This is a genomic window from Paenibacillus sp. 32O-W (assembly GCF_007679495.1).
GTDB lineage: Bacteria > Bacillota > Bacilli > Paenibacillales > NBRC-103111 > Paenibacillus_L > Paenibacillus_L residui.
The window spans coordinates 1-1,417 of sequence record NZ_VEGP01000151.1 but is presented as its reverse complement, the minus strand read 5'-3'; the positions used below and the strand labels follow the sequence as shown (position 1 = coordinate 1,417).

Genomic DNA, 1,417 nt, shown 5'->3' with positions numbered 1-1,417 from the left:
ACTTGAGTCTTGCGAATCGCGGTACTTTACGCCTGAAAAGGGCAGACCTGTAGCGTGAACGGTAAAGTAACGGTTTAGGCTGAGAGTCTGAGATGACGCAAAATGTCGAGAAGCGGTTTCTTTTCCAGGGCTTGTTGGTAAACATATACGACAATTTGCCCAAAGAACTCTTCTCGGATGCGACGTACCACATCGCCAAGCGTCACATCAGTACCGCCATTCATCCACTCCTGCCGTTGAAACTCCAGGAAGTTCTGCGTCAGGAACTGAATGGCCCAAAATCGCTGAATACCGTGAAACGAAAGCAATTGATATTGGTCAAAGCCCAGCAATTCCTTGAAATAACGATAACCCGTCTCGATGTTCCAGCGTACGTGATAGTAACGTTGAATGGTAACGAGATCCAACGTCGGATCCGTACACAGAAGACAAACCTGCGGTTTGCTCGATGGGGTGTATTCGTCTTTCCAAGAAAGCAGCAGCCTGACATTCTCGATTTCGCTGACCGGCCCCTCATAAGCATAAACCCAGTACACACCCTGACCGTCCACCGTAACGGAGCGGAGATCGGATTTGCGAATATACTGCTCGGCGAAATCGTTAATCTTGATGGTCATGCCAGATGGACAGATGAGTCGGTTCGTCCTGATGGCGGCAATGACATGAAACCCTTTGCGATTACAGGCGTTGACGACTTTCCCGCTGGTATACCAACTATCCATCAGCGCATAAACGCGCTCGTTATCGTTTGCCGGAAAAGCTTCGATCATTTCGACGGCCAAATCGTTCTTGCTCTTGAACGCGATCCGTTGGGATTCACAATATTCGCTCGGGTAGTAAGGGCGAAAATCGAAGGCGTAAGATTGACCGTCGCTGACGACATGAGTAGTAACGAGATTGTGACACCAGACGGATTTGCCTTCTTCATGCGAATACTGGAAGCTGAGCGCCTCCATTTTCTTTGTCGTCCGGTCTTTCTTACAACAGGTGTCATCTACGATCAGGAACACGATTCTTCGGGAATCGCCACCGTTAAGGTGCGATTTCCGAATGCGGTTCATGATCGCCTGAATTCGCCTGCGCTGCATGCGATTCATACACCATGGCGAATGATTCAAAAAATTCGTGAGACTGCTTAAATGATGGTGGTCTTTAGCAGCGTGCTGAATCTGCGTGATATTTTTACGTCCGGCACAGAGAATGATGCCATGGACCAAAGTGAACAAATGATTCAACTGTGGTTTGGAAAATTCCAATTTCAGTGCCAAAATGAACTTGACGATCGGCAGATAGAGGGATACCATGAGAATGGGACATCTCCTTTTATTGGAAATTGTGTTTGTGGTGAACAACAATTTCTCGATTCATGGACGATGTCCTTCTTCTATTCTGTTATTCGACAAAGGTTCTAAATTTC

At 47.2% G+C, this 1,417-nt stretch carries 1 protein-coding gene; it reads right to left on the bottom strand.

The annotated features are described in order from the left end of the window. Nucleotides 1-74: 74 nt before the first annotated feature. Complete coding sequence (locus FS806_RS25195; protein ID WP_144942092.1) at nt 75-1,304, bottom strand: IS701 family transposase; 1,230 nt, start codon at nt 1,302-1,304, stop codon at nt 75-77. Nucleotides 1,305-1,417: the final 113 nt, after the last annotated feature.

What these genes read in the sequence shown, in the direction of transcription:
- FS806_RS25195 (WP_144942092.1), bottom strand. Translation starts at nt 1,304, where the DNA reads ATGGTATCCCTCTATCTGCCGATCGTCAAGTTCATTTTGGCACTGAAA.